Below are 25,091 nucleotides of genomic sequence, written 5' to 3'. Positions count from 1 at the left end.
GGGAACTGCCAGATAGATGAGGAGACAACATGAAACGCAGCTTTTCGCCCACCCGGGCCGCGCTTGCCGTGACACTGGGCCTGGCTGGTGTCGCCGTCCCGGCCGCCGCCAGGGCCGGGGGCGACTATCCATCGCGGCCGATCAAGATCGTCGTTCCCTATACCCCTGGTACCAGCCCCGATACCCTGTCGCGGCTCTTGTCCGAGAAGCTGGCGGCGCGGCTGGGCCAGAGCGTCGTGGTCGAGAACAAGCCCGGCGCGGCGGCCGCCATCGGCACCGCCTACGTGGCCAAGGCCGCGCCCGACGGCTACACGTTGATGATGTCCCTGAACACGCATGTCATCACCCCGGCTTCGCGCAAGACGCCCTACGATCCGGTCAAGGATTTCGCGCCCATCGGGCAGATCGCCTCGGGCCAGATGCTGATCCTGACGCACCCGTCCGTGCCGGCCAAGACCTTTCCGGAATTCGTCGCCTATTTGAAGAAAATGGGCGACGAGGTCAGCTACAGTTCGCCGGGCCCGGGCTCGACCACCCATCTGTATTCCCTGGTGCTGCAGGACATGTTGGGAACGAAGATGCGCCACATCCCGGCCAATGGCATGGGCGTGGCGGCCATGGACGTCATGCAGAACAGCTCGACCATGCTGATCAGCACGGTCGAGGCCTCGCGCGCGAACGTGGCCTCGGGCAAGCTCAAGCCCATGGCCCAGACCGGCAGGCTGCGTTCGCAACTGGTGCCCGATCTGCCCACGGTGGCCGAGTCGGGATATCCCGACTACGACCTGTCGATCTGGGTGGGCATGTACGCGCCGGCCGGCACGCCCAAGGCCATCGTCCAGCGCCTGCACGACGAGATCGGCGCGATCATGGGGGCGCCGCAGATGCGCAAGGACCTGCTCGAGAAGGGCTATGACGTCGTATTGACTTCGCCCGAGGAATTCGCGGAACTGAACCGCAAGGAATTCGCCCGCTGGAAGGACGTGGTCGCGCGCCACGGCCTGCAGGCGGAGTAGGCGTCAGCGCGGCTTGCGCGCGGACCGGCGCGGGGGGCGGGTGGCGACGATGGCATCCAGTCCCGCGAACGCATAGGTCTTCAGGTGCGCGGCCAGGTCCGCCGCCGGCTGCTGGAACAGTGCCTGGATGGGGCTGTTCATGTCGCGGTGGACGATCAGCAGCACCATGCAGGGCGCCATGACGCTCAGCACGCACCGGGTCAGCGCCGGGTCCCCGGCGGGGATGCCGGTGATCTCGCCGATGATGGCGCTGATGAGCCCGAACTTCGGCAGGGCCTCGGCCTCGATGATGCCGTCCAGGTGGGGCGAGGGCGCCAGCACCTCGCGTGCCCACAGGCGGATGTGCCAGCTGTCGGCATTGAGCAGGCTGGCCGTCAGTCCGTCCAGGAATTCCTCGAGCTTGCGCCGCGGGGGCTGGGCGCTGTGCGCCAGGCGCGTCAGGTAGTCCAGGCTGATCAGATGCTTGTGGACTTCCTTCAATAAAGCCAGGTAGAGACCGTCGCGGCTGCCGAAGTGGTAGTTGACCGCGGCCATGTTGCATTGTGCCCGCTCGCAGATGGCTTTGCTGGTGGTGTCCGCGTAGCCCCGCTCGGCGAACAGTTGCCCGGCGGTCTCCAGGATGCGGGCGCGGGTGGCTTCGCCGTCCATGCGTGGAGAGCGGGCGGGGATCGACGGTCGGGACGTGACGGCCATGCGGGAAGGCGCCGGGGACGCGGGAGTGGGCATGTAAAAATCATACATCAAATTGAAATTTGAGTTATATAATTTGCCGACCGACGGTTTCCAAGGGCGGCGGCGATGAAGAAGGTGCTGGCAGGGGGCGTGCTGGTGGCGGCGGTGCTGGCGGGGGCTGCGTGGTATGTCTTGCGCCCGGCGCCCGCACAGGATGGCTTGACGCTATACGGCAACGTCGATATCCGGCAGGTGACGCTGGCGTTCGACGGCAGCGACAGGGTGGTCCGGATGCGGGTCGAGGAAGGCGACCGCGTCAAGGCCGGCGACGTCCTGGCGGTGCTGGATGACCGTTCGCTGCGTTTGCAGGAGGTCCAGGCCCGCGCGCGTATCGCGGTGCAGGAGCAGGCGCTGCTGCGGCTGCGCAACGGCACCCGGCCCGAGGAAGTGGCGCAGGCGCAGGCACAGGTGGCGTCGGCCCAGGCCGAGGTCGAACTGGCGCAGCAGCAGCTCGCGCGCCTCCGGGGCATCGCCGCGAACACCGGCGGACGCGGGGTCAGCCAGCAGGACCTGGACAATGCCGAATCGCGCCTGCGGGTGGCGCGCGCACAATGGGACAGCCGCAGCAAGGGACTGCAACTTGCGCGTGTCGGACCGCGCAGGGAAGACATCGCGCAGGCCGAGGCGCAACTGGAGGTGTCGCGGGCCGAGCTGGCGCTGGTCGCCTACCGCCTGGAGCAGACCGAACTGAAGGCGCCGGCCGACGCCGTCGTGCGCGCCCGGCTGCTGGAACCCGGCGACATGGCCTCGCCCCAGCGTCCCGCCTATACGTTGGCGATCGCCGATCCCAAGTGGGTGCGTGTCTATGTGTCGGAGCCGCAACTGGGACGCGTCAGGCCGGGCATGGCGGCCGAGGTATTCACCGACAGCCAGCCCGACCGGCCCATCGCCGGACGTATCGGCTACATCTCGTCGGTGGCCGAATTCACGCCCAGGAACGTGCAGACCGAGGAGTTGCGGACCAGCCTGGTCTACGAGATGCGTGTGCTCGTGGACGACCCGCAGGACCGGCTGCGGCTGGGCATGCCGGCCACCGTGCGCATCGCGCCGGACCGGCGGGACGACGGAGCACCGGCCAGATGAGCGAGGCCGCCGTCGTCGTGGCGCGCGGCGTGCGCAAGCGTTTTCCGGCCGCGCGCGGGGGAAGCGAGGTCGTGGCGTTGGACGGCATCTCGCTGGACGCGCCCGCGGGCGCGCTGACCGCGCTGGTCGGGCCGGACGGGGCGGGCAAGACGACCTTGCTGCGCCTGGTCGCGGGGCTGATGAAGGCCGAGGGACAACTGCGGGTGCTGGACATCGACGTCGCTGCGGATCCCCAGGCCGTGCAGAACCGCATCAGCTACATGCCGCAGCGCTTCGGCCTGTACGAGGACCTGAGCGTGCAGGAGAACCTGGACCTGTACGCGGACCTGCATGGCGTGCCCCGGCAACGGCGGGGCGAGCGCTATGCGCGCCTGCTGGAGATGACCGATCTCGGCCGGTTCACCGCCCGCCCGGCGGGCAAGTTGTCCGGCGGCATGAAGCAGAAGCTGGGGCTGGCCTGCACGCTGGTCCGGTCGCCGGAACTGCTGCTGCTGGACGAGCCCACGGTGGGCGTGGATCCCCTGTCGCGCCGGGAGCTTTGGGAGATCGTCCGGCAACTGGTCGACGACGAGCGCCTGTCCGTGATCGTCAGCACCACCTATCTGGACGAGGCCGAGCGCTGCGCCCGCGTGTTCGTGCTGCATGAAGGCAGGCTGCTGGCGCAGGGTGGGCCCGAGGATATCCGCCGGCCCGCGCGCGGGCTGTGCTTCGTGGCGGCGCCGCCGCCGGGCGAGCCGGCCCGGCTGCTGCAGGCGCGCCTGCTGGACGACACGGCCCGCGTCATCGATGCCGTGCCAGAGGGGGGAGAGGTGCGCGTGATCCGTCGCCCGGCGGCGCGGGGCGAACCCGCGCAAGAGCCAGGACGCTCCCTGGCCTGGCGGCCGGTCGCGGCCAGGTTGGAAGACGGCTTCATGGTGCTGCTTCGAGAACGCCGGCCGGAAGCCGAGGCAGCGCCGTTGCCCGTGCCGAGCGCGACGGCCGCCAGCGGCGAAGCCATCATCGAGGTCCGCGACCTGGTGCGCAAGTTCGGCGATTTCGTCGCCGTGGACCGCACCAGCTTCACGGTGAACAAGGGCGAGATATTCGGCCTGCTCGGCCCCAATGGCGCGGGCAAGACGACGACCTTCCGCATGCTGTGCGGACTGCTGCCCGCCAGCAGCGGTTTCCTGCGCGTGGCGGGCGTGGACCTGCGTACGGCGCCGGCGCGGGCCCGGCGCCGCGTCGGCTACGTGTCGCAGCGGTTCGCGCTGTACGGCAACCTGAGCGTGATGGAAAACCTGACGTTCTTCGGCAGCGCCTACGGCCTGCATGGCGAGCGCCTGCGCGCGCGCATCGCGGCGGTGCTGGCGCAGTTCGGGCTCGAAACCCAGGCACGAGCGGCTAGCGGACGCCTGCCGGGCGGCTACAAGCAACGGCTGGCGATGGCGGTCGGCCTGCTGCACGAGCCCGACATCCTGTTCCTGGACGAGCCCACCAGCGGCGCCGACGCGCTGGCGCGGCGCGAGTTCTGGCGCCGGATCACGACGCTGGCCGCCGACGGCACCACCATCGTGGTGACCACGCATTTCATGGAAGAGGCCGAGTACTGCGATCGCATCGTCATTCAGGATGCCGGGCGGCTGCTGGCGCTGGGCACGCCGCAGCAGGTGCGCAAACAGGCGGGCGAGACGGCCGCGCATCGCATGAACATGGAAGAGGCATTCATCGGCATCGTCGAGCGTGGCCGCAGGCAGGAGACCGCGGAGGCCACGGCATGAGCGAATCCCGGTCCGGCGGCTTCTGGCGGCGCCTGGTCTCGCTGACGCGCAAGGAAGTGCGGCAGTTGCTGCGTGATCGCGCCAACCTGATGATGGGCATCGCGCTGCCCATCGTCCTGATCCTGATCTTCGGCTATGGATTGTCGCTGGATGTCCGGAACGCGCCCGTGGCGGTGGTGCTGGACGATGCCTCGCCGGTCGCGCGCGACGTGGTGGCCGGGCTGTCCACGCCGGGCTACCTGGCGCCCCGCGTGGTGGGCTCGGCGCACGAGGCCTACGCGCTGATGCGCGCGCGGGAGGTGGATGCCGCCGTGCTGGTGCCGGCGGATTTCTCGCGGCGGCTGGCCGCCGGCGACGCGCAGGTGCAGGTCCTGCTGCAAGGCGCGGACGCCAGCCGCGCGACCATGATACGCGGCTACGTCGCCGGCGCGCTGGCCTCGTGGAGCCAGAAGCGGGCCGACCGCGGCGAGGCTGCGGGGCCGGGCGCGGGCCGGGTCCAGGTGGTCGACCGCATGTGGTTCAACGCCGCCAACGACAGCACGTGGTACCTCGTGCCCGGGCTGATCGTGCTGATCATGACGCTGGTGGGGGCCTTCCTGACGGCGCTCGTCATGGCGCGCGAGTGGGAACGGGGTACGCTGGAGTCGCTGTTCGTCACGCCGGTGCGGCCGGTGGAAGTGCTGCTGGCCAAGATCATTCCCTATTTCTGCGTGGGAATGATCGGGCTGGCGCTGTGCCTGGCCGCCGCGGCCTTCCTGTTCCACGTGCCCATGTACGGATCGCTGCCGGTCCTGCTGTTCAGCGCCATGTTGTATCTGCTGGTCGCGCTGGGCATAGGCCTGGTGATCTCGTCGGTGACCCGCAACCAGTTCCTGGCCAGCCAGGTGGCCCTGATCGCCAGCTTCCTGCCGGCCCTGATGCTGTCCGGATTCATGTTCGACCTGCGCAACGTGCCGACGGCCATACGGGTGATCGGGCAGATCCTGCCCGCCACCTATTTCATGGAGTTGATCAAGTCGCTGTTCCTGGCCGGGAACAACTGGCCGCTGGTGGCCAGGAACTGCGCCATCCTGGCGGCTTACGCCGTCGTGCTGCTGGGCGTGGCGCGCCTGGTCACGCGCAAGAGGCTGGACTGACGCATGGATGCCTTCATCGACTTCTGGCGACGCCTGGCCCAGCTGTGCCGCAAGGAACTGCTGGCCATCCTGAAGGATCCCGCCAACCGGGCGATCCTGGTCGTTCCCGCCTTGCTCCAGAGCGTCGTGTTCGGCTATGCCGCGACCTACAACCTGACCAACGTGCCATACGCCGTGCTGGACCAGAGCCAGGGCGCGGCGTCGGCCCGGCTGCTGGCACGCCTGGACGGCACCGGGGTCTTCCATCGCGTCGCCACGCTGACCGCGCCCCGCGACATCGCGCGCGTGGTGGATGCCGGCGACGCCCTGCTGGTCCTGCAATTCGGGCCGGACTTCGAGGCCCGGCTGGCCCAGGGGCAGGAGGCCCCCTTGCAGGTCATCCTGGATGGCCGCAACTCGACCACCGCCGGCCAGGCATCGGCCCACGTCGCCGAGATCGTGGCGGCCTACAACGCCGAACTGCGCGGCGGTGGGATGCCGGTCACCGCCGTGCCGCGCGTCTGGTACAACCCCAACCTCGAGACGCGCTGGAACATCATGCCGGCCCTGATCGCCGCGCTCAGCATGATGCAGACCCTGATGCTGACCGCGCTCTCGGTCGCGCGCGAGCGCGAACAGGGCACGTTCGACCAGTTGCTCGTGACGCCCTATACGCCCATGGAGATCATGCTCGGGAAGGCCGTTCCGCCGGTGCTGATCGGCCTCGTGCAATCGTCCATCATTCTTTGCGTCGCGCTGTTCTGGTTCCGCATTCCCATGGCCGGGTCGCTGGCGACGCTTTACGCGGGACTGGCGATCTTCACCGTGGCCTGCGTGGGAATCGGGCTGTCCATCTCGGCCGTCTCGGTCAACATGCAGCAGGCCATGCTCTACACCTTCGTGCTGATCATGCCGCTGATGCTGTTGTCGGGACTGGCCACGCCGGTGCGCAACATGCCCGATCCCGTGCAGGTCGCTACCCTGGCGAATCCGCTGCGCTTCGCCATCGACCTCGTGCAGCGCGTGTACCTGGAGGGCGCGGGCCTGCCGTCGCTGTGGCGCAACCTCGTGCCCATGTTCGTCCTGGGCGCGCTCACATTGCCGCTGGCGGCGTGGCTGTTCCGCCATCGTCTGGTTTGACTGGAGGCCAAGCATGGCATGCGATCCGATCCGCCGGCCCGGGACCCGTTTTTTCCTGCAGGCGACCTTGCTCGTGTCGTGCCTGGGCGGTTGCGCGGCCGTGGGGCCGGACTTCACGGCGCCCGCCCCCGCGCAGCCCGCGGACTGGAACAGCTGGCGCGGCGCTCCCGAGGCCTTGCGCGATCCCGTCTCCACGGCGGCGCCATCGGAGCGCTGGTGGGAAACCTTCCAGGATGCGAGGCTGGACGCGCTGCTGGCGCAGGCACGCGAGGCGAGCCCGGACCTGCGGACCGCGGCGCTGCGTTTCGCGCAAAGCCGGCTCATGCGGCAGACCGTGGCCGCGCAGCGCGGGCCGGACGTGGGCTTGTCGGCGGGCGTGTCGCGCCAGCGCCAGAGCGAGTACGGCGCCGGCACCCGCCTGCTGGACGCGATCGCGCCCGACAACCGCGAGCAGCTCGTCTCGGTGCTGAGCGACCCGTTCACGCTGTACCAGGCGGGCTTCGACATGTCCTGGGAAATCGACTTGTGGGGCCGGGTCGCACGTTCGATCGAGGCGGCCGATGCCGACGTGGACGCATCGGCGGCGGCGCTGGCGCAGGCGCGGCTGTCGGTGGCCAGCGAGATCGCGCGCGACTATTTCGAACTGCGCGGCATCCAGGCGCAATTGCAATGGTTGCAGGAGGATATCGCCGCGGCGCGGGAGTCCCTGGACATCTTGCAGGCGCGGCGGGACGGCGGGCAGATCGATGCGCTGGACGTGTCGCGGCAACAGGCGTTGCTGGCCGACCTGACCGGCCGGCTGGCGCCGCTGCGCGCGCAGGAGGCCGCGGCGGCCAACCGCATTGGGTTCCTGGCCGGCCAGCCTCCCGGGGCGCTGCGGGACATGCTGGCGGAAACCCGGGACACGGACGCCCCCATGCCCGATTTGGCACTGGGGCTGCCTTCCGAGGTCGCGCTGCGCCGGCCCGACATACGGGCGGCCGAAGCGCGGCTGCATGCGGCCACGGCCGACATCGGCATCGCGACGGCCGACCTGTATCCGCGCATCGTGCTGGGCGCGAGTTTCGGCTACGAGTCGTTCAAGGACGGCAGGTTCGGCGAATGGGGCAGCCGGCGCTGGTCGGTCGGTCCCAGCCTGTCGTTGCCGCTGTTCGACCGGGGGCGGCGACGCTCCACCGTGGCGCTGCGCGAACTGGCGCAGCAGGAGGCGGCGGTGTCCTACCAGCAGACGGTGTTGCGGGCGTGGCAGGAGATCGACGATGCCCTGACCGGGTACGGCGCCGAACGCCGGCGCAATATCGAGCTGCGCCGCAGGCTGCGCGCCAGCAGCGACGCTCTCGAACTGGCCCGGGCCCGCCACGCCGGCGGGATGACCGATTTCCTGCCGGAACTCGACGCCCGGCGCACCTTGTCGCAAGCCAGGCGCGACCTGGCGCAGAGCGACAGTCAACTGCGTATCGGGCTGGTCGCGATCTACAAGGCCATAGGCGGGGGCGGGCAGGTGGCGCCGGGCGTCCCCGCCACTGACTGCGACATCTGTTACGAATCCGCGACCCCGCGCCCCGCGTGCGTTCCGGCCCGGCGGCGGGGTGCGGCCTTTCCATCCCCTATTGCCAGATGCCACGCGCCGCCTTAATTTGGAGCCATCGGGGCGCCCCGAGCAAGGACAAGGACCATGATCTATCGCAAACCGTCCAACGCCATGTGGATCGACGCGGTCAGGCTGCTGGAGCAGGCGGACAACCTGCACCGCCAATTCTTCCGTCCGGGCCACGGCGGCCCGCAGGGGCCCACCTGGGAACCCCCCATCGACATCTTCGAGACCGGCCGGGCGTTGTCCGTGCTGGTCGCGCTGCCCGGCGTCGCGCCCGACCAGGTCCAGGTGCTGATCGACGGGCCGACGCTTACCGTGGTGGGCGAACGCCCCTTGCCGGCGCCGGCCGAGGCCCACATCCGCCGCATAGAAATTCCCTACGGCCGCTTCGAGCGGCGCATCGCGCTGCCGCCGGGCGCGTTCGAAATCCGGGAGCACAGGATGGTGGACGGCTGCCTCCTGCTGACCCTGCTCAAGCTGGGATAGACCGGCGGCACGCCGCAACTCGAACCGGGGACAGGTAAGAAGCCATGGCAAACGAATTTCGAGACCAACAATCGGGGCAGGAACGGCAGGAGGCGCAGGGTGCGCAGCCCGCGGGCCAGGGGCCGGCGCCATCGATCGCGCTGCCGTCGGACGCGTTGACGCTGGTCCCGGTGCGCAATCTCGTGCTTTTCCCGGGATTGGTGGCGCCCATTTCCATCGGCCGCGACAGCACCGTGCGCGGCGCGCAGGAGGCCGCACGGGCCGGCCGCCAGGTGGGAGTCGTGCTGCAGCGCGACCCGGAGGCCGAGGAGCTGGGCGACGGCGACCTCCATCCCATGGGGACGGTGGCCAACGTCATGCGCTACGTGACCACGCCCGACGGCACGCACCACGTCATCTGCCAGGGCGTGCAGCGTTTCCGCATCATCGAGCTGCTGCAGGGCTATCCGTTCATGGTGGCGCGGGTCCAGCGCTTCGAGGATCCGGAGATCATGACCTCGGACATCGAGGCGCGCCTGATCCAGCTCAAGGCGCGCGCGCTGGACATCCTGCAACTGTTGCCGCAGGCGCCGGCGGAACTGGCGGGCTCCATCCAGAACATGACCTCGGCGCCGCTGCTGACGGATTTCATCGCCGGGCTGATGGAGATCCGGCCGGAGGAAAAGCAGGACGTGCTCGAGACCGTGGACGTCGTTGCCCGGGCCGACAAGGTGCTGGCCCTGATGATGCACCAGATCGAGGTGCTGCGCATCAGCCGCGACATCGACCAGCAGACCAAGGCGCGCTTCGAGGATCGCCAGCGCGAGGTCATGCTGCGCGAGCAGCTCAAGACCATCCAGCAGGAACTGGGCGAGGCCGAGGGCAACAGCGCCGAACTGGCGGAGCTGGGCGAGCGCATCGCCAAGGCCGGCATGCCGGAAGAGGCCGAGAAGCAGGCGCGCAAGGAGCTCAAGCGGCTGGAGGGCATACCCGAGGCATCGGGCGAGTACTCGATGATCCGCACCTACCTGGATTGGCTGATCGAGCTGCCCTGGTCGGTATCCACCGAGGACCGCATCGACATCGCCGAGGCCCGGCGGATCCTGGACGAGGACCACTACGGGCTCGACAAGATCAAGCGCCGCATCCTGGAGTACCTGGCCGTGCGCAAGCTCAATCCCACCGGCAAGAGTCCGGTGCTGTGCTTTGCGGGGCCGCCGGGAGTGGGCAAGACTTCGCTGGGCCAGAGCATCGCCAAGGCCACGGGACGCAAGTTCGTGCGGCTGAGCCTGGGCGGCGTGCACGACGAGGCCGAGATACGCGGCCATCGGCGCACCTACATCGGCGCGTTGCCGGGCAACGTGATCCAGGCCATCCACAAGGCCGGTTCGAACAACTGCGTGATGATGCTGGACGAGGTGGACAAGCTGGGCGCCAGCGCCCAGGGCGATCCCGCCGCGGCGCTGCTCGAGGTGCTCGATCCCGAGCAGCACGATACCTTCCGCGACAACTACCTGGGCGTGCCCTTCGATCTTTCCAGGGTGCTGTTCATCGCGACGGCCAACGTGCTCGACGGCATTCCCGGGCCGCTGCGCGACCGCATGGAAGTCATCACGCTGCCGGGCTACACCGAGGAGGAGAAGGCCCAGATCGCGCGCCGCTACCTGGTGCCGCGCCAGCTCGAGGCCAATGGCCTCGCGCCCACGCAGTGCGAGATCACCGACGCGGCCATCCACGAGGTGATCAACGGCTATACCCGCGAAGCCGGCGTGCGCAATCTCGAGCGCGAGATCGGCAGTACCTTCCGCCATGCCGCCATGAGCGTCGCCGAAGGGACGGCGCAGCACGTGCGCATCGACGTGGACGAGGTCCATGCGATCCTGGGCGCGCCACGCTTCGAAAGCGAGATCGCCATGCGTACCGGCCTGGCGGGCGTGGCTACCGGGCTGGCCTGGACGCCGGTCGGCGGCGACATCCTGTTCATCGAGGCCAGCCGCACGCCGGGCAACGGCAGGCTGATCCTGACCGGACAACTGGGCGAGGTCATGCGCGAGAGCGTGCAGGCGGCGTTGACGCTGCTCAAGGGCCGTGCGGCCTCCTTGAATGTCGATCCCGCGCTGTTCGAGCACAGCGACATCCACGTCCATGTTCCGGCGGGCGCGATTCCCAAGGACGGCCCCAGCGCCGGCGTGGCGATGTTCGTCGCGCTGACGTCGCTGATGACCAATACGCCGGTCCCCTCGGACCGGGCGATGACGGGCGAGATCAGCCTGCGCGGACTGGTCCTGCCGGTCGGGGGCATCAAGGAAAAGGTGCTGGCCGCGTTGCGGGCCGGCATCAAGACCGTGCTGTTGCCGGCGCGCAACCGCAAGGACGTCGACGACATCCCGGAGGAATCCCGCAAGCAGCTCCAGTTCATTTTCCTGGAGACGGTCGAGGACGCGATCCGCGCGGTGGGCCAGGCCGGCAAGCCGGGGGAGACGACGGCCAGCTGATGGCCTGATGTCATTCGTCGGCTGGCAGTGTCGATTCGTCGGCAGGGATTGCGGTGCCCGCATCCTGACAAATAAGATCGTTCGCGTACGACAAACGCACGGTTGCGTTCGTTTGTCGAGTTCTCGCGCATGGGACCCGTACGCACATGACGACGTATCCGCATTCCCCGACGGCCGCCGGCAACGAAGGCGCTTGCAGGCGGCCGTTCCGTCTGGACCTCCTGGCGGCGGCGACGCTGGCCGCCCTGTCGTCGCTGGCCGGTACCGTGCAGGCCCAGGTCGTCCACGACTACCGGGGCGCCGATGGTTCCTGCTGCCATGACCACAACGGCTCGGACGGCGGCAATGGCGCGGATTTCGTCGGCGCGTCCGATTCGTCGCTGAACGTCTCGGTCGGCGCCGGCACCGCGGTCTTCGTGGACGTGAGCGGCGGCCATGGCGGCGACAGCGAGGGTTCCACCGACCCGGGCGATACGAACTACAACCATTGGGGCGGCAACGGCGGGGAGGGCGCGACGCTGGGCTACAACCTGCTGGACAGCACCCTGCGCAGCGGCGGAGTCGGGCTGCGCGCCGCCTCGCATGGCGGCGACGGAGGCAGGTGGGCGATGCAGAGCGGGGGGCGGCGCTACGGCGAGGGCGGAGACGGCCACGACGCGAGCGTGGTGGTCTCGGGCACCGGCATCACGGCCGGGACCTATGGCATATGGGTCGATTCCCTGGGCGGCGCGGGCCAGGAACCCTCGATCCGCGACATCCTGCCGTCCGGCGATTCCGGGCGCGGCGGCAATGCGGGCGCGGCCAGCGTGAACCTGAGCTATGGAACGTCCGTGACCGTGTCCGGCGGCACGGGGCAGTCGGAGACCGCCGGCGTGCTGGCCCAGTCCGTCGGGGGCCGGGGCGGGGACGGTTTTCACGGCGGCGTCGGTGGCGGACACAGCACGGCAGGGCAGGGCGGCGACACCGGCGATGTCAGCGTCAGCATCGACGGCAGCAGTTCCATCACTACCGACGGCACGGGAACGGCAGGCGTGATCGCGCGCACCCAGGGCGGCCGGGGCGGAGGCGCGGAAGGAAGCGACGAGGGCGAACCCGCCCAGGACGTGCGCGCCAATCGCGGTGGAAACGCCGGGCATGTCACCGTCTTGAACGCGGGCGCCATCACGACGCACGGCACGGCGTCCGCCGCCATCCTGGCCAGCAGCCAGGGCGGCAGGGGGGGCGATGGCGGGGCCGGCTCCTGGTCGTCAGGACATGACGGCGGCGACGGCGGGTCGGCCAGCGGCGTCACCATCGCCAATTCGGGCCGGATCGCCACCTACGGCGATTATTCCAGCGGCATCCAGGTCCGGGTCGCGGGCGGCGACGGCGGCAAGGGCGGCGATGGCGGGCTGTCGGGCCACAGCGGCAGCGGCGGTTCCGGCGGCGGCGTGGGCGCGCTGGCCTACGACATCACCAACAGCGGTTCGATCGCGATCGCCGGCGCGGGCGCCGAGGACGATGACGGGACCACGGGCACGGGATCCTTCGGCATCGTCGCCCAGGCGTCCGGCGGCGAGGGCGGCGCGGGCGCCGAGGCGGCCGGGTGGTTCGTCGTGGGCGGCAACGGCGGCGGCGGGGGCAATGGCGGCGCCGGCCGCGTGACCAATACCGGCAGCATTTCCACCACGCGCGACCAGAGCGGCGCGGTGCTCATGCAAAGCGCCGGCGGTGGCGGCGGCGTGGGCGGCGATGCCGACAGCACCGGCCTGATCGTGTCGATGGCGATAGGCGGCCGGGGCGGCGTCGCGGGCGATGGCGGCGACTTGTCGCTGACCTCGTCCGGACGGATCGCCACGCAGGGCGCGGGCTCCACCGGCGTGATGCTGCAAAGCATAGGCGGGGGCGGCGGGCACGGCGGATCGGCCAAGGCGGCCTCGGTGGGCGTGCTGGTCGGCGTCGCGCTGTCCACCGGCGGAGACGGCGGCGCGGGCGGGGCGGGCGGGCACGTCGCCATCGGGCTCGGTCCGGGCGGCTCGGTCACGACCTCGGGGGCCCTCAGCAGCGCGGTGGTCGGCCGGTCGGTCGGAGGCGGAGGCGGCAACGGCGCGTTCGCCGAGTCCGTGCAGGCGACCATCGCGCCGGAACTGGGGCCGGACATCCCGTCGGGCACGGCCAGCATCCAGGTTACGGTGGGCGGCCGCGGCGCCTCGGCGGGCAACGCCGGGGAGGTCGACATCGCCAATGCCGGCACGGTGGCCACCTCGGGGCACGAGAGCCACGGCATCTTCGCGCAAAGCAGCGGCGGCGGTGGCGGCAGCGGCGGCGTGGCGGCCGCGCCGCTGCGGCCGACGACGATAGGCGCGTCCAGCTTCACCATCAGCTACGGCGTCACGACCGGGGGCGAGGGCGGCAGCGGGGGGCACGGCGGGGCGATCTCGGTACACAACCAGGGCGGCGGCGCGATCACCACCGCCGGCGACCATGCCGTGGCCGTGCTGGCGCAGAGCGTGGGCGGCGGGGGCGGCAACGGCGGCCTCGTCCAGCAGGAGACCGAGCGTTCGTTCGAACCCGTGGTCGGGTCGCCCACCGCATTCCTGGAGACGTTGGCCAAGGTTTCCGAATGGCTGGAGGAAGCGCCCAGCTCGATCTCGTTCGGAGGGCTGAGCTACGCGCTCGATACCCGGGTCGGCGGCAACGGCGGGAGTGGCGGCAATGGCGGCAACGTCGCCGTCGCCAACGACGGCGCCATCGCGACACAGGGCCTGGCGTCGGCGGGCATCATTGCGCAAAGCATCGCCGGCAGCGGCGGGCGGTCCGGGGCCATCGGCTCGGCGGGCGCATCCAGCCTGCTGTCCGCGATCGACACCTTGCTGAAGGCCGCCAACGAAGGCGTCAGCAACGTGGTTTCCCTGGCGCCTTCGATAGGCACCAATCTGTCGGTGGGCGGGAATGCCGGCGATGGCGGGCAGGGGGGCACGGTGCAGGTGGCCAACACCGGCACGGTCTCGACCGCCGGCAAGGCCGCGGCCGCCATCCTGGCGCAAAGCGTGGGTGGCGGCGGGGGCGTGGGCACGGTCTCGGAACAGGACCTGGCCGAACTGGTGAAAGCGCACGGCGGCGACCAGGCCGCCGAGATCCTGGAGAAGATCGACCAGATCGCCGAACTCCTGGCGTCCAAGGGTATGTCCCTGACCCGCAACATCAACGTGACCGTGGGCGGCGGCGGAGGGGGCGGCGGCAATGGCGGCCTGGCCACGGTCGATGCCAGCGCGGCGGGCAGCGTGGTGGCGACGAGGGGCGACCATGCGCCCGGCATCGTGGCGCAAAGCGTGGGCGGGGGCGGTGGCAAGGCCGAGGTGTCGAGCTTCCTGGTCGGGGCCGGCGGGCTGGCCACGCCGGCCGGACAGACGGAAGCGCCGCTGACGATCACGATGGGAGGCAGCCGGACCCTGCCGGGCTTCATGTCGGAGGCGGCGGTGATGAGCGGTGGCGGCGCCTCGGTCACGACGAGACAGGTCCGTACCCAGGGCGACGATGCGCCGGCGGTGATCGCGCAGAGCGTGAGCGGCGGGGGCGGACTGGCCTCGATCAGCATCGACGGCCTGGACGCGGCGGGGCTGGGAGCCGGGCACGCGGCACAGGCGCCGGTCATTTCGCTGGGCGGGAAGATCAGCGTGGTGGGCGGGTTCTCGATTCCCCCCGTCTACGCCGGCGACGCGACGGTCACCACGACCGGCGGCAACATCGTCACGTCCGGCACGCTGTCCCATGGCGTGATGGCCCAGAGCATAGGCGGCGGAGGCGGAGCGGCGACGCTGGCCACCAGCGCCGCCGCGGCGCCGATGCTGGCGCCGGCGCAAGTGACGCTGGGCATGGATGCGTCGAACCAGGAAGCCGTGCGGACCGACGGCGGACACGTTTCCGTGACCACCGGCAAATACGACGAAGGGGCGAGCACGATCACCCATACGATGGTCCAGACCTCGGGCGACCTGGCCTTCGGCGTGCTGGCGCAAAGCGTGGGCGCGGGTGGCGGCTACGTGGGCCTGTTGAGTGGCGGGCAGGCGCAGGCCACCGCCAGCGTCGCGCTGGGAGCGCTGGGCGGCGCGGTGGGCGACGGCGGCCAGGTCGATGCGCGCGTGGCGGTCAACAGCTCCATCGACACGCGGGGCAGGAACGCCGTGGGGGTGCTGGCGCAAAGCGTGGGCGGCGGGGGTGGTATCGCCGGCCTGTCGACGGCCGCGGGCAGGACTACGCTGGCCGCGCCCGCGTCGCAGGGCTCGGGCGCGGGCGGCGCGGTCAACGTGAACGTCGAAGGCTCGGTGCTGACCGAAGGGGCGGGCGCCATCGGCGTGCTGGCGCAGAGCGTGGGTGGCGGCGGAGGCCTGGCCGGGGACCTGTCCTCGGTCAGCTACGACGACACCCTGGTCAAGGCCGTCGACGTGGCGGGGGGCGCAGGCAATGGCGGCGCGGTCGACGTGCAGGTGGGCGTCATGGTCGCCACGCAGGGCCGGAACGCGCCTGCCATCGCCGCGCTCAGCCTGGGCGGCGGCGCCGTCTTCTCGGAAGCCGGCATCCAGGTTCGGAGCAGCGGCGGCGGAACGGGCAGCGCGGGTGGGGCAATCAACATCGGGCTGGGCACGGGTTCCCTGGTCACCGCGCAGGGCGGCGGCGCGCCGGCCATCCTGGCCGTGAGCGCCGGCAGCGCGGCGCAGGACAGCGGCGGTGCCGTCACTATAGGCGTGGGCACATCGTCCGCCGTCTACGCGGACGTTGCCAGTGGCACGGCGATCCGGACGGTCACCGACAACGCCACCTCGGTCTCCAACCAGGGCCTGATAGCCGGCGCGACCGCGATCGATGCCTCCGGCCGGGTGGCCGTGGACAACTACGGCTTGTTCATCGGCAGCGTCACGAGCGGCGACGCTGCCCGAGGTACTTTCGTCAATCACCCGGGCGCGGTGCTGGCCAGCGGCCAGCGGCTGGACGCCTCCCTGGTCAACCAGGGGGTGTTCAACCCGGGAGGTCCGGTCGACCAGCGTGGTTCGTACCAGACGACGTTCATGCAGGGTTTCACGCAAGGCCCGGGAGGCGTCTTCCAGGCCGACGTCGATTTCAGCGCGGGCGGACTGGCCGACGTGATCGGCGTGAGCGGGCCGGCGCAACTGGGCGGCAGCCTGCTGGTGCTGGGGCACAACCTGGCCGGCGGCCAGCCCATGCTGATCGCCCAATTCAATACCACGCCGACGGGCTCGTTCAGCCTTGCGGGGCAATCGCCGGTCGTGAACTACGACGTGTCGCTGACCAGCGACGGCCAGCTATGGGTCACGCCCCAGGCGAATTTTCGTCCGCAGAACCTGGGCCTGACCGCCAACCAGGCCAGCATCGCCGGCTACCTGCAAACCCTGTGGGACCGGGGTGATCGCGGCCTGACGACGCTGTTCGATCCCTTCGCGCGGCTGGAAGGTACGGATGCGTATGTGAAAGCGCTGGGCGCGGTGGCCTCCGACGCGGCGCTGAGCCGCGCGAGCAACCGCACCTACGAACTTCACTCGGCGCTGGACCGGATGATGAGCTGCCCCCACTTCAGCGATCGAAGCGTCCAGCTGGCCGAGGGCGAATGCGCGTGGGCGCGTGTGATAGGCGGCCGCTTCGACCGTTCGGCGTCCGCCGACGGCGCAGGCTACGACAACCGGCAGACCACGGTGCAGTTCGGCGTGCAGCGCCAACTGGCGCCGGACTGGTTCCTGGGGGCCTCGGCCAGCTACAGCCGCACCAATACCTATTCCGCGGACAACACCGTGCGCATCGCCAGCGACAGCTTCCATGCCGGCCTGACGCTGAAGCGGCAGACGGGGGCCTGGCAGTTCGCCGGCGCGCTGATGGGGGGCTACGAGGAATCGGACCAGGCGCGAAGCATCGTGCTGCCGGGCATGGCCGCGCGAGCGACCAGCAAGCCCGATTCCTACCAGCTGGCGGCGCGTGCCCGGGCCGCCTATCAGTTCTCGTTCGGCGACTGGTACGCCAAGCCGTATGCGGACCTGGACCTCATCTACGATCGCACGCCGGGATACAGGGAGTCGGGCGCGGGCCTCTTCGACCTGGTGCACGACGCCAGCGACCGGTGGAGCGCGGTGCTGACGCCCAGCATCGAGTTCGGCGGCAAGGTCAGTATGGGCAAGGCGGTCGCGCGTCCCTATCTTGCGCTGGGCGTGGGGCTGGTGGCGGGGCGCAAGGTGTCGACCGATGTGCGGCTGGCGGTGGCGCCGCAGGATGCGTTCACGTTGTCGACCCGTGTGCCGGGGGTATTCGGCAGCGCGACGGCCGGCATCGAGGTGATGTCGGCCGATGCGTGGTCGCTGCGGGCGGAGTACGGGATCCAGGCGGGCGAGCATCTGGTGGCGCAGACGGCCAGCCTGAAGCTGGGGGTGCGGTTCTAGGGGTTGGGTTGAATTGGGTTCTTTACCCGGTCTTGTCCGGGGTGCCGGGACCGGCTTCGCTGCGCCCCAACGCGAGCCGCCCCACCGCACCGATCAAGGACGGTTCAAGAACCTGATCCCTGCCATTCACGACCGTCGATTCCACCTAAAGCAGCGTCTGCCCCCCATCGATCACGATGGTCGAACCGGTCACGAACGCCGAGGCGTCGGAGGCCAGCCAGACCACGATCTCCTTCAATTCCTCGGGCCGCCCGATCCGGCCCAGCGGCACGTTCCTGACAAAGGCGGCGTGCTTGGCCGGATCGCTCATTTCCCCTTCAGTCAGTGGCGTCAGGAAACGCCCCGGCGCCAGGGTGTTGACGCGGATGCCCTGCGGCGCCCACTCCATGGCCAGCGCGCGCGAGAAGTTGATCATGGCCGCCTTGGCCGCGCTGTAGGGGGAGTTGTTGGGCCGGCCGCGCAGGCCGGCGGCCGAGGCGATGTTGATGATGGAGCCGCGGCCTTGCGCGTGCATGGCCCGTCCCGCCGCGCGGCAGACATAGAAGGTCGAGTCCAGGTTGGCGCCGATCAGGCGCTTCCATTCATCGTCGGCCAGTTCCAGCACGGGTTTGCGCTGGCTGCCCCCGGCCGAGTGCACCAGGATGTCCAGCGTGCCGAATTCCTCGAGCACGGCCGAGACGGCGCGGTCGACCTGCGCGGAATCGGTCGCGTCGGCGGCCAGCGGCAGGGCGCGGGCGCCGGTCGCGCGGATTTCCTCGCAGGCCGATTCGACGTCCCGTGCCGTGCGTGCCAGCAGCGCCACGTTGGCGCCGGCCTGCGCCAGTCCCATCGCGATGGCCCGGCCCAGGCCCTTGCCGGCGCCCGTGACCAGCGCGGTGCGGCCGTCCAGCCGCATGGTGTTCCACAGGGAAGCGTTCATGGGCGGGTCCTAGTTGAAGACGATGTGGGCCTGCTTGATGACGTCGGTCCAGCGCGCCAGGTCGCGTTTCAGGAAGTCCGCGGCCTGTTCGGGCGTGCCCCCGACGATCTCGGCGCCGAGATCCTTCAGGCGCTGGCGGATGTCCGGCTGCTGCAGCCCGGCGTTGACCGCCTCGTTCAGCTTGTCGACGATCTTGCGCGGGGTGCCGGCCGGCGCGAACATCATGTACCAGGCGCCGATCTCGTAGCCTTTCAATCCCGCCTCGTCCACGGTCGGGACCTGCGGCAGCAGGGCCGAGCGCGAGCGGGACGTGACCGCGAGCGCGCGCAACTGGCCGCCGTTGATCAGGGGCAGCAGCGCCGGCATGTTCTCGAAGGCCAGCTGCACGCGGCCGCCCACCAGGTCGACCAGCGCCGGCGCCGTGCCCTTGTACGGCACGTGCGTCATGTCCACGTGGCCCATCAGCTTGAACAGTTCGCCGCCCAGGTGGGACGATGAACCGTTGCCGACGGACGAGAACGCCAGCTTGCCCGGATTGGCCTTGGCGTAGGCCAGCAGCTCGGGCACGGACTTGACCGGCAGCGACGGGTTGACGACGAGCACATTGGGGACGATGGCCACGAAGGCGATGGGCGTCAGGTCCTTGATGGGGTCGTAGCGCAGGTCGGGGAACATGCTGGGCGCGGTGGAGTACGAAGGCATGCTGCCCAGCGTGATCGTGTAGCCGTCGGCGGGCGACTGGGCAACGTGGGCGGTGCCTATCGTGCCCGAGGCGCCGGGGCGGTTCTCGATCACGACGGGCTGACCGAAGCGCTGGGAGATGGCCTGGCCCAGCGCGCGGGCCAGGATGTCGTTGGCGCCGCCGGGCGTCCACGCGCTGATCAGGCGGATGGGCTTGGCCGGGTAGTCCTGGGCGGCGGCGCAGGCCGCGGCCGTCATCAGGCCAACGGCGGCCGCGATGCGTAGGGAGGATTTCATGAGGGATCCTGTCGCGTGGAGGCGGTCAAGCCGGCGTGATTTCGAAGGTGCACAAGGTCTCGACCGGCGCGGTGTAGATCAGGTCCGGCACGCTCAGGCTGGCGCGGGCCATGGCGGCGCGTTCCGGGCCGAACACCTCGACGAACAGGTCGGACGCGCCGTTGGACACATAGGGTGCGCGCTCGAAGCCCGGCGCACCGTTCACGTACACCACCAGTTGCACGACCCGCACGATGCGATCGAGGTCCTTGAGCACCGCCTTCGCCTGGGCCAGGTGGTTGATCGCGCACAGTCGGGCCGACTGGTAGGCCTCTTCCACCGTGACCTTGTCGCCGACCTTGCCCAGGTAGGGAAAGTCGCCGTTGGTGTGGCCCAGGGTGCCCTGGCAGAAGAACAGGCCGCCGGCGGCCACGCCGGGGACCAGGGCCGGGTTTGCCTTGATGACGGGCGCGTCGGGCAGCGTGATGCCCAGTTCCTTCAGGCGGTTTTCGATCGCGGACATGGTGCTTGCTTCCTTGTCATTCGAGAGAGATGTTGGCGGCCTTGATGGCGTCGCGCCAATAGGTGAATTCGGAGCGCCAGAACCGGTCGAGTTCGGCGGTGTTCATGGGCGAGGGGACGGCACCGAGCTCCTTGAGCTTGGCCACCGTTTCCGGATCCCGGGCGGCGGCCAGCACGGCCGACTCCAGGCGGGCCAGCACGGCGGGCGGGACGCCGGCACGGGTGAAGATGGAGATCCAGCTCGAGTTCTTGAACGCGGGCAGGCCGGACTCGGCGATGGTCGGCACGTCGGGCAGCACGGCGATACGCTCTTCCGTGGTCACCCCCAGTGCCGTGACCTGTCCCGCCTTGATCAGGCTGATCGGACCGGTCACGTTGTCGAACACGGCGGTGATGTTGCCGGCCAGCAGGTCCTGGATGGCCGGCGCGGCGCCCTTGTAGGGCACGTGCGTCATCTGGATGCCGGCCATCTTGGCCAGCAGTTCGCCCGACAGGTGCTGCACGCCGCCGGCGCCGCCCGTGCCGAAGGTCACCTTGCCGGGATTGGCCTTGGCCCAGGCGATGAATTCCTGCAGATTGCGCGCGGGCACGTTCTTGTTCAGGATGATCACGTTGGGCAGCTTGCCCACCATGGCGACCGGTTGCAGGTCCTTGATGGGATCGTATTGCAGGTTCTTCTGTGTCAGCGGGTTGATGACCGCCGTGGTCACGATGTTCACCAGCACCGTATAGCCGTCGGGTTCGGCGCGCGCCACTTCGGCGGTGCCGATGGCGCCGGAGGCGCCGGGACGATTGATGACGACCACCGGCTTGCCGAGCTCGGTGGACATCTTCTGCGCGATCATCCGGCCCACGACGTCGGTCGAGCCGCCGGGCGCGAAGCCGATCACCAGCTTCAGCGGCCGGTCGGGAAAGGGCGCCTGCGCCAGGGCGGGCGTGCCGGCGCAGGCCAGCGTCGACAGCGTGGCGGCCAGCAGGGCGCGCCGGATGCGGGGGTGGCTGGTGCTCATGGAAACCTCCGGGTGGGAAGGGAATCAGCGCCTGATGGCGGCGCGCACGTGGGCGATGGCTTCCTGGCGCGTGCCTATCCAGATGTCGTCCGCGGCCTTGGCCTTTTCGATCAGTTGTTCGAACACATGGATGCCGGTGATGCGGCCGAACACGTGGGCGTGGATGGACGGGTCGATGCGCACGGCGCCTTTCTCGCGGGTGCGTACGTAGTCCAGCCAGTCATCGAACATCTCGACCATCATCCGCGGCGAATTGCCGTAGCGGATGTACATGGGCGTGTCGTTCAACTCCATGCCGCCTGGGAACGCGGCGATCTCGCGGTCGCCGAAGCGGACCAGGTAGGGCAGGTCGTCGTTCATGGTGTCGCCGTGCCATTGGTAGCCGGCCTCGGCCAGCAGGCGGGCGGTGCGCGGGCTGGGCGTGGCGCGCGGGCTGATCCAGCCCTGCGGCCGGCGGCCGGTGGCCTGTTCGAACAGCGCCGTGGTGCGCGCCAGGTTGGCGCGTTCCTGTTCCTCGTCCAGGTAGGCGGGGATCACGTCCATGCCGTACGAATGGGCGACGATCTCATGCCCTGCATCCGCGATGCGGCGCACCACGTCGGGATAGCGCTCGGCCAGCACGCCGCAGATGATCATCGTGCTGCGGATGTCATGCTGTTCCAGGATGTCCAGGATGCGATGAATGCCGCGGCGCATGCCGTATTCCACCCACCCCAGCGCGTTCAGGTCCGGCACGCCGGGCTTGAGCGGATTGCCCATCGGCCCCAGCGAGGGCCAGGCGCCGTCCGACCACCCTTCGCAGGCGACGCGGAAGAACACGGCGATGCGCTTGCCACCGGGCCAGAGGAAATCGGGAGGCAGGAGGTATTCCTGGCCTCCGGCATGGACGTCTAGGGTGGGTGCGGGCATGGGATGGTCCTTGCGATGGCGGGGAGGTGGCGGCCGGGAAGGTGATCAGACTTCAGCCACGCATTCGATCTCGAGCAGGAAGTCCTTGCGCGGCAGACGGGCCTCGACGGTGGTGCGGGCGGGCCATTGCATGGAGTCGTTGCCGAAGAACTCGCGGTAGATCTCGTTCATCTCGTCGAAGTCGGCACGGCGGTCCAGGAAGATGTTGACCTTCACCACCTTTTCCAGGCTGGAGCCGGCTTCTTCCAGGATGTTCTTCAGGTTGGTCAGGCATTGCCGCATCTGTGCCGGAAAGTCGCCCTTGGCCAGCTGCATTTCGCCGAAGTAGGCGGGGCAGCCCGACACGAAGACGAGGTTGCCGGTGCGCACGGCGTGGGCGTGGGGCGCCTTGGTGCGGGTGACGTTGGGGCTGTAGATGACGGTCTTGGTCATGGCGGAGATCTCCGTGTTCGATGGATCCAGGGGTGGAGGAGGCGGCGGGCGCGGGGCCCGCCGCGAAAAGGTGGTCGTTGTCCTTCAGGCGGCGCGGCGGCCTGCGCCCACGGGTGCGAGGAAGCCGGCATCCAGTTCGTCCAGCGTGTTGACGCCCAGCATGGCCATGCCGCGGTCCACTTCGTCGCCCAGCAGCCGGACGGCATGGCGCACGCCCGCGCCACCCGCTACCGCCATTGCGTAATTGAAGGGCCGGCCCACGAACACGCAGCGGGCGCCCAGCGCCAGCGCCTTGAGCACGTCGGTGCCGCGGCGCACGCCGCCGTCCATCATGACCGCCAGGCCGCCCGCCGCCTCGACGATGGCGGGCAGGACGCGCAGCGGCGACACCGCGCCGTCGAGTTGCCGGCCGCCGTGGTTGGACACGATGATGCCGTCCACGCCCTGTTCGCGGGCGCGCGCGGCATCGGCGGGATGCAGGATGCCCTTGAGCACCAGATGACCCTGCCAGCGCCGGCGGATGCGGGCCACGTGTTCCCAGTTCAGGTGGTCGCGCGCGGTGAAGTCGCGCATGACGCGGGCGGACAGGATGGGGGCGCCGCGGGTGGCGAACGAGTTCTCGAAATGCGGCATGCCGTGCCGGGCCAGCGTGCGAAGGAAGGTGCCGCACAGCCAGCGCGGATGGCTCACGCCGTCCCAGGCCAGCCGCAGGCTGGGGCGCAACGGCGTCGAGAAACCCGTGCGCAGGTTGTTCTCGCGATTGGCCATGACGGGGATGTCCACGGTCAGCACCAGGGTGCGGTAGCCGGCCTGCGCCACGCGGTCGATCAGCGGATCGATGCGCGTGGTGTCGCCGGGCAGGTAGGCCTGGAACCAGGTGCCGGGGGCGTGCCGGGCGACGTCTTCGAGCGGGATCAGCGAACTGCCGCTCATGATCGACGGCATGCCCGCCTCGGCGGCGCCGGCGGCCAGCACGATGTCGCCCCGGTAGGCCGACAGCGCGTTGATGCCCATGGGGGCGATGCCGAAGGGACGCGCATAGCGCGTGCCGAACAGCGTGATGGACTGGCTGCGCCGGGACACGTCGACCAGGGTGCGGGGAACGAATCCGTACTCGGCGAAGGCCGAGGCGTTGTCGCGCAGCGAGCTGTTGCGCTCGGCGGCGCCGGCGACGTAGCCGAAGATGGGGCGGGGCAGGCGCCGCCGGGCCAGATCCTCGAAGTCGTCCAGGCACAGGGCCTCGCGCAGGATGCGCGGCTCGTCCAGCCCGGCCGGCCGGGAGGACGGCTGGGCCGGAGCTGTGCCCAAAGGCAGGGACGTAGGCGTGGGGTCGGCGTTGGCGCTCATCGGGATCGCGGCGTGCGGTAGTTCCAGTCGAACGCCACTCTACGGACCCTGCTTGTATGAAGAAAGCGATAAAATCCCAATAAGCTATTTCGCTTTTTGGAAAATAGATCCGCCCGCCACGCCATGACGCTCAAGCAACTCGAGGCCTTCTACTGGGCGGCTACCTGCGCCAGCTTCGCCATCGCGGCGGAGCGCCTGCACCTGTCCATCTCCTCGCTGTCCAAGCGCATCAACGAACTCGAACAGTCGCTGGGCGTGGGCCTGTTCGACCGTTCCGGCCACAGGGCGGAGCTGAGCGAGGCGGGGCGCAGACTGGTTCCCCGGGCATGGAACCTGTTGCAGGAAGCCGAAGCCGTGCGGCGCTGCGTGGCGGTGGATACCGGCTTGACCGGCCGGTGCCGCATAGGCGTGGGCGAGCTGACGGCGCTGACCTGGCTGCCCCGGCTGCTGAAGCTGGCGCGGCGCGAGCATCCCGACCTCGTGGTCGAGCCCACGGTGGAGGTGGGCGCGGCCCTGGAGCACGGACTGGAAAGCGGCCAGCTCGACTGCGCCGTGATCGCCGGCCGCTCGCCCCGCCCGGACATCTGTTCCGAACGCATAGGAGAGGCCCGTTTCTCGTGGGTGATCGCCTCGGATACCGAGCCCGCGGCAAGCGCGATGAGCGATCGCCTGCTGGACGCCCATCCCCTGATCACGCTGGCGCTGGGCGCCGGCACCACGAGGCTGCTGGACGACTGGTTGAACGACAGCGGACTGGATGTCCGCCAGCGCCTGATCTGCAACAACTGGGGGGCCATCGCCGGCCTGGTCAGCGAAGGGGTGGGCGTGGGGATGCTGCCCGCCGCCTGGGCCGCCGAGTTGGCCAGGCGCGGCCGCATACGGGTGCTCAAGAGCTCGCCCGCGCTGGGGCCCTTGCCCTATTCGTTCCGCTGGCGGCGGGACGATACGCGGCCGGTGGTGCCCGGCATGCTGGCCATCGCCCGCCAGGCCATCGACTTCTCGGCACGGAACCGGCTGCTGTAGGAACAGGCCCTAGTCGAGCCTTATGTTGGCGTCGCGCACCAGCTTCGCGTTCAGCTTGAGGTCCTTCGCGATCAGTGCGCCCAGTTGCGACGGGGCCCCGGGGGCGACGTCGAAGCCCATGCCGCCCAGCGTGGCCCGCGTGGCGGCCGCTTC

18 protein-coding genes are annotated in these 25,091 nt (G+C 69.9%); 10 read left to right on the top strand and 8 right to left on the bottom strand.

The window, feature by feature from the left end:
• Positions 1-29 precede the first annotated feature (29 nt).
• Positions 30-1,016 (top strand): tripartite tricarboxylate transporter substrate binding protein, encoded by a 987-nt coding sequence (locus tag N5K27_RS09485; protein WP_279815961.1) that lies wholly within the window; start codon positions 30-32, stop codon positions 1,014-1,016.
• Between the two features lie 3 nt (positions 1,017-1,019).
• Here the strand turns inward: N5K27_RS09485 and N5K27_RS09480 are convergent, their stop codons facing one another.
• Positions 1,020-1,742, bottom strand: a complete 723-nt coding sequence (locus tag N5K27_RS09480; protein WP_243724414.1) for a CerR family C-terminal domain-containing protein — start codon at positions 1,740-1,742, stop codon at positions 1,020-1,022.
• A 72-nt stretch (positions 1,743-1,814) separates the two neighbouring features.
• Between N5K27_RS09480 and N5K27_RS09475 the strand changes: the two genes are divergently transcribed.
• The 8 genes from N5K27_RS09475 to N5K27_RS09440 all read left to right on the top strand — a co-directional run bounded on the left by N5K27_RS09475 (position 1,815) and on the right by N5K27_RS09440 (position 17,819).
• Complete coding sequence (locus N5K27_RS09475; protein ID WP_087839885.1) at positions 1,815-2,831, top strand: HlyD family efflux transporter periplasmic adaptor subunit; 1,017 nt, start codon at positions 1,815-1,817, stop codon at positions 2,829-2,831.
• A complete protein-coding gene (locus N5K27_RS09470; RefSeq protein ID WP_087839884.1) occupies positions 2,828-4,588 on the top strand; it encodes an ATP-binding cassette domain-containing protein in 1,761 nt (586 codons plus the stop codon). The genes N5K27_RS09475 and N5K27_RS09470 overlap by 4 nt, the downstream gene beginning before the upstream one ends.
• Entirely contained in the window at positions 4,585-5,724 is a 1,140-nt protein-coding gene (locus N5K27_RS09465; protein WP_087839883.1) for an ABC transporter permease, read from the top strand. The genes N5K27_RS09470 and N5K27_RS09465 overlap by 4 nt, the downstream gene beginning before the upstream one ends.
• Before the next feature lie 3 nt (positions 5,725-5,727).
• Complete coding sequence (locus tag N5K27_RS09460) at positions 5,728-6,843, top strand: ABC transporter permease (RefSeq protein WP_279815957.1); 1,116 nt, start codon at positions 5,728-5,730, stop codon at positions 6,841-6,843.
• Between the two features lie 13 nt (positions 6,844-6,856).
• Positions 6,857-8,479: an efflux transporter outer membrane subunit gene (locus N5K27_RS09455; RefSeq protein ID WP_087839881.1), complete on the top strand. Its 1,623-nt coding sequence runs from the start codon at positions 6,857-6,859 to the stop codon at positions 8,477-8,479.
• 39 nt (positions 8,480-8,518) lie between these two features.
• Positions 8,519-8,923, top strand: a complete 405-nt coding sequence (locus N5K27_RS09450; RefSeq protein ID WP_087839880.1) for an Hsp20/alpha crystallin family protein — start codon at positions 8,519-8,521, stop codon at positions 8,921-8,923.
• Positions 8,924-8,967: 44 nt separating this feature from the next.
• Positions 8,968-11,397 carry an endopeptidase La gene (gene lon / locus N5K27_RS09445; RefSeq protein ID WP_087839879.1) on the top strand — a complete coding sequence of 810 codons (2,430 nt, stop codon included), beginning with the start codon at positions 8,968-8,970 and terminating at the stop codon, positions 11,395-11,397.
• 146 nt (positions 11,398-11,543) lie between these two features.
• The gene (locus N5K27_RS09440; RefSeq protein WP_279815954.1) at positions 11,544-17,819 is read left to right on the top strand and encodes an autotransporter outer membrane beta-barrel domain-containing protein; all 6,276 of its coding nucleotides are present in this window, start codon (positions 11,544-11,546) and stop codon (positions 17,817-17,819) included.
• Between the two features lie 145 nt (positions 17,820-17,964).
• Here N5K27_RS09440 and N5K27_RS09435 read toward each other — a convergent pair whose 3' ends face one another.
• The 7 genes from N5K27_RS09435 to N5K27_RS09405 all read right to left on the bottom strand — a co-directional run bounded on the left by N5K27_RS09435 (position 17,965) and on the right by N5K27_RS09405 (position 23,915).
• Positions 17,965-18,738, bottom strand: a complete 774-nt coding sequence (locus N5K27_RS09435) for an SDR family NAD(P)-dependent oxidoreductase (RefSeq protein WP_087839877.1) — start codon at positions 18,736-18,738, stop codon at positions 17,965-17,967.
• A gap of 9 nt (positions 18,739-18,747) precedes the next feature.
• Positions 18,748-19,716, bottom strand: a complete 969-nt coding sequence (locus N5K27_RS09430; RefSeq protein ID WP_087839876.1) for a tripartite tricarboxylate transporter substrate binding protein — start codon at positions 19,714-19,716, stop codon at positions 18,748-18,750.
• A gap of 25 nt (positions 19,717-19,741) precedes the next feature.
• The gene (locus N5K27_RS09425; protein ID WP_087839875.1) at positions 19,742-20,218 is read right to left on the bottom strand and encodes a RidA family protein; all 477 of its coding nucleotides are present in this window, start codon (positions 20,216-20,218) and stop codon (positions 19,742-19,744) included.
• A 16-nt stretch (positions 20,219-20,234) separates the two neighbouring features.
• Positions 20,235-21,227 (bottom strand): tripartite tricarboxylate transporter substrate binding protein, encoded by a 993-nt coding sequence (locus N5K27_RS09420; RefSeq protein WP_087839874.1) that lies wholly within the window; start codon positions 21,225-21,227, stop codon positions 20,235-20,237.
• A 24-nt stretch (positions 21,228-21,251) separates the two neighbouring features.
• Positions 21,252-22,136 carry a polysaccharide deacetylase family protein gene (locus N5K27_RS09415; RefSeq protein ID WP_087839873.1) on the bottom strand — a complete coding sequence of 295 codons (885 nt, stop codon included), beginning with the start codon at positions 22,134-22,136 and terminating at the stop codon, positions 21,252-21,254.
• Positions 22,137-22,181: 45 nt separating this feature from the next.
• The gene (locus tag N5K27_RS09410; protein WP_087839872.1) at positions 22,182-22,568 is read right to left on the bottom strand and encodes a RidA family protein; all 387 of its coding nucleotides are present in this window, start codon (positions 22,566-22,568) and stop codon (positions 22,182-22,184) included.
• A gap of 84 nt (positions 22,569-22,652) precedes the next feature.
• Positions 22,653-23,915, bottom strand: a complete 1,263-nt coding sequence (locus tag N5K27_RS09405) for an alpha-hydroxy acid oxidase (protein WP_279815949.1) — start codon at positions 23,913-23,915, stop codon at positions 22,653-22,655.
• A 123-nt stretch (positions 23,916-24,038) separates the two neighbouring features.
• On the opposite strand from N5K27_RS09405, the gene N5K27_RS09400 reads away from it, so the two are divergent.
• The gene (locus N5K27_RS09400) at positions 24,039-24,938 is read left to right on the top strand and encodes a LysR family transcriptional regulator (protein WP_279815947.1); all 900 of its coding nucleotides are present in this window, start codon (positions 24,039-24,041) and stop codon (positions 24,936-24,938) included.
• Positions 24,939-25,091 lie beyond the last annotated feature (153 nt).

The sequence above is a fragment of the Pigmentiphaga sp. GD03639 genome (genome assembly GCF_029845405.1).
Lineage (GTDB): Bacteria > Pseudomonadota > Gammaproteobacteria > Burkholderiales > Burkholderiaceae_B > Pigmentiphaga > Pigmentiphaga daeguensis.
Note: the sequence above shows the minus strand (reverse complement) of the source record. Positions and strands in the feature narration are given on the sequence as shown.